The 520-nt window shown below is 42.5% G+C and carries 1 pseudogene; it reads right to left on the bottom strand.

Annotation, left to right across the window (positions count from 1 at the left end):
• A pseudogene (locus QTN94_RS20405) lies at positions 1-520 on the bottom strand (IS1595 family transposase); the annotation flags it as partial.

Here is a 520-nt window from a genome sequence, read left to right as displayed (position 1 = left end):
AGTGCAAGGGTCATGTCCTCAAGGTTAAAGCGATGATTGAATCTAAAGCAGAATTCTCCAAGATATCTCGGTAAGTGTTTCTTGCGTATCGCATGATACGTCCCATGTAGCGAGTTCTTAACATTACCAATCATTGTATCAACCCATTCAAAGTGTTCTTGCACCACCTCCAAACTCTCGGCTTGGCTCTTATTTTCAACATCATGGTAGACATTTGCATCGACTAAGCCTTCAAAACAAGCAAGTCCATCTGTAACGACTAGTGTCTTTTCTTCGATGTGTTTTTTACCCCAATTTGTGATTTCTTGCTTCTTAAAGCCATCCACCATGCTCATTCGCATGTAGATTGGGTGTCTCTCGTCATTCATCTATATCGCAGCAACGAATGGCGTTTTCTTTTTAGAGCCACGACCCCGTTTACCGCCCTTGCCTTTACCACCCCAATAGGCATCATCAAGCTGCACAATGTTCTCAAGTGGTTGTTTATCATCGTTTTCCTTCATTGCTTGCATCAACTTGT

The sequence above is a fragment of the Vibrio sp. M250220 genome, assembly GCF_036533795.1.
Lineage (GTDB): Bacteria > Pseudomonadota > Gammaproteobacteria > Enterobacterales > Vibrionaceae > Vibrio.
Note: the sequence above shows the minus strand (reverse complement) of the source record. Positions and strands in the feature narration are given on the sequence as shown.